We start from the raw sequence: 4713 nt of genomic DNA on the forward strand, positions 1-4713 counted from the left end.
CAGTACTGGGCTTGGCGAATGCGCCCGCGCGAGCGACGCAGCCGTGCTGCCTATTCTCGACGCTCTCCAGGAGTTGGTGACGGTCCTGCCGGGGCGCCGCGACGCAGGGGCGTTCCTGGAATTGGCCGCCGACCTCGCCGAACGGACGGGCCGCACGATCGATCTGCCGTCTGAGTTCCGTGAACTGGCATCAGGGAAGTCGTCATCGATGCTTGCCAAGGCCACCCGACGGCTCCTCAAGGCCTGACCGTCGCCGCGGGCTGCGCCTACAGTGGGTGCATGTCCGTGAGCGAGGCGGAGGCCTTCGAGGCGGGGATGTCCCTGTCCGTGGATGCGCGTCGCCGGCTGGCCATCCGGCTGCTTGCGTCGGTGAATCCGGACGGGGCCTTCGATCAGGCGGCGGAGTCGTGGCTGCGTACTGAGGTTGTTGCGGCGTACGACGCCCTGAAGGCTGACCCGTCGCGCGGCATTCCCGCTGAGGGACTGCGCGCAGAGTTCGAAGCCAAGTGGGCAGCTCGTTCATGACGGGCCAGTGCGCCCGTCGCGTAGAATGACGCTCATGTCCTCCGGAATCGATGAGATCACGCAGCTGGCGTTGACGCTCCCGGTGGATCAGCGCGCTCAGGTCGCGAACGTACTGTTGGCCAGCCTCGACGACACGGCCGATTCGGCCGAGGTCCACGAGGCGTGGACGGCGGAGATCAAGTCTCGGGTCGACGACATCACCAGCGGTCGGGTGCAGACCCTTTCGCGTGACGAGGTCAAGGCTCAACTCGCGGCAGACCGTGCCGCGAGGCAGCAGTGACGCTTGACGTCCGGTACCACCCCGAGGCTCTGGCCGAGCTCCGCGCCGAGGTGACTTGGTACGAGGACCGCGGCGCGGGCCTCGGCAGCCGGTTCGAAGCGGCCGCCGACGAGACCGTCGACACCGTCCTCGGATGGCCGGAGTCCGGAGCGGTCTGGCCAGGTTGGGACAGCATCCCCGCGGTCAGGTCGCGTCGCGTAGCCGGGTTCCCTTTCCGCCTCGCGTATCTCGTCCAGCCCTCCGAGATTGTCGTGATCGCGTTCGCACACGACAAGCGGCTGCCCGGCTACTGGCGAGAGCGGGTCAGCGAGTGACCGTGCGTGGCAAAAACGTGGCGGCAGAGTCGTCAGGGCCCGTCGGCGTCCAACGCCCACAAACACGTTCGCGCAGGTCAGCCGCATAGCGCCGTCATCGACCAACAACAGCCGCTGAGCGTGCCACGCTTCCCCTGGTACTACTGAGCGGGCACGTTTCCGCAGGTCATCAGAGCCCTAATGCACCTCCGTGGGTGGCAGATGCGAGGCAAGAACTCGGTGCTGAGCAGGAAGCGCTGGGTCGCCACCGAGGAGTCACATGTCCGACGAAGCGGCCGAAGCGGCTGCCGAGGACTGGCTCAGCTCTGAGGCCGGTGCCGCCTACGACGCGCTGAGGGCGGATCGGTCGTGCGCGACGGAGGACCGCGGCCCTGGCGGAGGCGCTACGGAACCTGTGACGGCTCGGGCTCGGGGTCGGGGTCGGGGGCTGGGCCCGCACCGACGACGGGGGGATGAGCATGCGCCGCGTGCGCGCCCTCCTCGTCGGAGTGGGTGAGGGTGAGGTAGCCGACGAGCACCGCGAAGACCACCAGGCCCAGGCCGGTGACGACCCCGGTCGTCCAGCCGAGGCCTCCGTGGAGGGGCTTGACCGCGAGGCCGTCGGCGACGCTCGCACCCAAGGGCCTGGTCAGCGAGTAGGCCGCCCAGAAGCACATCACCGCGCCCGCGCCGAGGCGCCAGGCGACCAGCGGGACGAGCATCAGTCCCGCGAACAGCACGACCGACCACCAGTAGCCCAGGTGCAGGTTGGTGGCCGTGGTGTCGCCGAGGGCGGTGCCGAAGCCGAACGTGAGCAGCACCGTGCCCCAGTAGAAGCGCTCGCGGCGACTCGTCACGATCGAGTGCACCGACAGGGTCCCCTCCGAGCGCCGCCACCACGTGAGCAGTGCGCACAGGAGCACCAGGTAGACCGTCGAGTCGACGTAGTACGGCGACCCGAGTGCCACGTGTGGACCGTCGGCGATCATCGTGCCGAAGACCGCGACCATCAGCACGGCCACCCAGTACCGCACCGGGTGGTATGCCGTGGCCCGCAGCTGCCAGCGGAGCACGAGGAAGAACCCGCCGACCCCGATCACCCCGGCCGCCGCGATGTTCCACGTGCCCAGGAAGTCCGACGCGGTCTCGCCGATGCCGGTCGTCAGCAGCTTGATCACCCAGAACATGACGAACACCTCCGGCACCTTCGGTGCCGGAAAGGTGCGTGCGGAGACAGCCATGTCCGCGACGCTAGGCGGCCAACCTGACCGGAACCTGACCGCTCGGCGGACCGCTGCGTGCCGCCGTCAACCGCGGGTGAAGCCGGTCATCTCCTCGTACAGCGCGAGCCGCTTGGACTTCAGGGTCCCCGGCAGGTACTTCGCGGTCCAGCCGTCGTCCTCGGCCAGGAAGATGCTCGCGTCACGCTCGGCCTCGGGCTCGTTCGCGGTGACCTCGGTGACGCTGCGGAAGTAGTAGTGGTTCCAGATGCGGTTGAACTCCGTGAGGTAGATGTCGGCCGTGCGCCGGTCCCCGCGGATCACCACCATGTTCTCGTCGTTGGTCACCGTCGAGGCGTTGCTGAAGTTGGCCGACCCGGTGATCACGATCGGGTCGTCGCCGAGCGGGTCGACCACCATGAACTTCGAGTGCACGTAGTTGACGTAGGTGGTGATGCCGAGCAGTCCGGCGTTCGTCTCCTGCGCCCACTGGTAGACCGGGTTCTGGAGGTAGGAGCCCCAGGCCTCATAGACGTTGTTGGTCGAGTTGAGCTTGACGAACGCCGTCGGGTTCTTCGCGGCCGGCTCGTCGCGTGTCTCGAGGAGCATGAAGACGATGGCGCTCTGCGACGTGTGGGTCTTCAGCAGGTCCTTGAACTTCTCGTCGACCCCGAACGCGAACGTGATGCACCCTTCCTGCTCGGCGCCGGCGAGCAGCGCGGCGTACGAGTCGAGGACGGTGCCGGCCGCGCGGGGACTGAAGATCGGCGTCGCACCGGCGGCGACCGTGCGCAGGTCGCCGGGCACCGGTGAGAGCTGCTCGACCGCGGCCTCGAAGGCCTTGTTGGCCGCACTGCTCACCGACGAGCTGTCACCGGTCCTGCCGCCGGGATCTGTCGAGAGCAGGTTCCAGTAGGCGAGGTACGACGCCGCGAGCACCGGGTCGCGCAGCCAGTCGCCCACGTTCGTCTGGCCGGCGATGCCGCTGCGGGTCAGGTTGGTCGACCCGGTCCACACCTCCGTGGGCCCGGACGCGCCCGCGGGGACGTGGACCATGAACTTGTTGTGCGCGATCGCCGACTTCCGCGCCTCGCGCTGCACCACGTGGTCCAGCGGGAAGCCGGACGTCGTCAGGGTCTGCTGGTTCTCGTCGCGCGGCGAGCCCTTGCCGTCGGCCTCGTTCTGCTTCATGTCGATGACGAGCCGGACGTCGACGCCGCGATCCAGTGCGCTCTTCAAGGCGTCGGCGGCGGGCTCGTAGCTGAACTCGTAGAAGCAGCCGAGCAGCCGGTCGCCGGGCTGGGTGTCGTCGATGAAGCGCAGCAGGGAGGTTCCGAGGTCGCGGCTCAGCCACGCCAGCGCGGCGGCCTGCGTCGCCGGGTCGAGCTGGTCGATCGGGGTGTCGCCGAAGGTGTCGGTGTAGTACTGGCTGCTCGCCACGCCGCGGTTGAAGTAGACGTCGTGCCACTCACCCGACAGCGGCTCGGTCCGGACCGTGAGCGTCACCGAGGAGGTCGACCGGTCGAGGTCGGACGGCGTCCCCTTGAGGGGGTGGAACTCGTAGCGGTACTTGCTGTCCGGCTGACAGGTGAAGTCGTCCCACACGAAGCTCTGCACGGGTTGGTCGTGCGTGCTGACCCGGGTGTCCGGCGTAGGCGCCGGCATCAGCGACTTGAAGACCTTGAAGCCCGGCATCCACTCGGTGACACCCGCGGCGAGGTCGTGGCGGCGTACGGCGTACCCGAGCAGGCCGTCCTTGGTCTCGTCGCTGGCGACCATCCCGAACGACACCGTGTTGGTGCCGGTGACGGCGTACACCCGGTCGGGTGCTGTTGCGTGCGATCTGAAGCGCATGGCGCCCCCTCCCCGTCTCCTCGACGGTAGGCGTCGCCCGATCCCGTGTCGTCACTCCGGAGACGGACGCCACGAGGCGGGAATGCCACCCAGCGCGGGTAGGTTGGCGACACGTGACGACCGCGGCCTCCCCTCGTGCCTCCCGCGCTGACGTGGGCCTGCGCAGCGAGCGCGGCCCGATCCTCCTGGCCGTGATGCTCAGCACCGGCCTGTTCGCGATCGACTCGACGATCCTGGCGACGGCGGTGCCGTCGATCGTCGACGACCTCGGCGGCTTCACGTCGTTCCCGTGGCTGTTCTCGATCTACCTGCTGGCGCAGGCCGTCTCGGTCCCGATCTACGGCAAGCTGGCGGACCTGTACGGCCGCAAGCCGCTGATGCTCCTGGGGGTCGGCCTGTTCCTGGTCGGCTCGCTGCTGTGCGGCCTGGCGTGGAGCATGCCGACCCTGATCGTGTTCCGGCTGGTCCAGGGGCTCGGTGCGGGTGCGATCGGACCGATCGGGATGACCATCCTGGGCGACATCTACTCGCTCCAGGAGCG

The 4713-nt window shown here is 68.6% G+C and carries 7 protein-coding genes; 5 read left to right on the forward strand and 2 right to left on the reverse strand.

What is annotated here, in order from left to right; translation table 11 throughout:
• The 4 genes from VHW64_RS15890 to VHW64_RS15905 form a co-directional block, all read left to right on the forward strand.
• Positions 1-247, forward strand: a 247-nt coding sequence (locus VHW64_RS15890; RefSeq protein WP_329651551.1) for a hypothetical protein, incomplete at its 5' end; no start/stop codon positions are given.
• A 32-nt stretch (positions 248-279) separates the two neighbouring features.
• A complete protein-coding gene (locus tag VHW64_RS15895) occupies positions 280-525 on the forward strand; it encodes a hypothetical protein (protein WP_329651552.1) in 246 nt (81 codons plus the stop codon).
• 34 nt (positions 526-559) lie between these two features.
• A complete protein-coding gene (locus VHW64_RS15900; protein ID WP_329651553.1) occupies positions 560-805 on the forward strand; it encodes an addiction module protein in 246 nt (81 codons plus the stop codon).
• Positions 802-1119, forward strand: a complete 318-nt coding sequence (locus tag VHW64_RS15905; RefSeq protein ID WP_329651554.1) for a type II toxin-antitoxin system RelE/ParE family toxin — start codon at positions 802-804, stop codon at positions 1117-1119. Before VHW64_RS15900 ends, VHW64_RS15905 begins: the two co-directional genes overlap by 4 nt.
• A 383-nt stretch (positions 1120-1502) precedes the next feature.
• Here VHW64_RS15905 and VHW64_RS15910 read toward each other — a convergent pair whose 3' ends face one another.
• Entirely contained in the window at positions 1503-2339 is an 837-nt protein-coding gene (locus VHW64_RS15910) for a hypothetical protein (protein WP_329651555.1), read from the reverse strand.
• A 66-nt stretch (positions 2340-2405) separates the two neighbouring features.
• Positions 2406-4172 (reverse strand): phospholipase D-like domain-containing protein, encoded by a 1767-nt coding sequence (locus VHW64_RS15915; protein WP_329651556.1) that lies wholly within the window; start codon positions 4170-4172, stop codon positions 2406-2408.
• A 113-nt stretch (positions 4173-4285) separates the two neighbouring features.
• On the opposite strand from VHW64_RS15915, the gene VHW64_RS15920 reads away from it, so the two are divergent.
• Positions 4286-4713, forward strand: a 428-nt coding sequence (locus tag VHW64_RS15920) for an MFS transporter (protein WP_329651557.1), incomplete at its 3' end; no start/stop codon positions are given.

This window comes from Nocardioides sp. (assembly GCF_036267815.1).
Lineage (GTDB): Bacteria > Actinomycetota > Actinomycetes > Propionibacteriales > Nocardioidaceae > Nocardioides.

Coding starts and splice junctions, on each gene's coding strand:
- VHW64_RS15915 (WP_329651556.1), bottom strand. CDS start 4,172: ATGCGCTTCAGATCGCACGCAACAGCACCCGACCGGGTGTACGCCGTC.
- VHW64_RS15895 (WP_329651552.1), top strand. CDS start 280: ATGTCCGTGAGCGAGGCGGAGGCCTTCGAGGCGGGGATGTCCCTGTCC.
- VHW64_RS15900 (WP_329651553.1), top strand. CDS start 560: ATGTCCTCCGGAATCGATGAGATCACGCAGCTGGCGTTGACGCTCCCG.
- VHW64_RS15910 (WP_329651555.1), bottom strand. CDS start 2,339: ATGGCTGTCTCCGCACGCACCTTTCCGGCACCGAAGGTGCCGGAGGTG.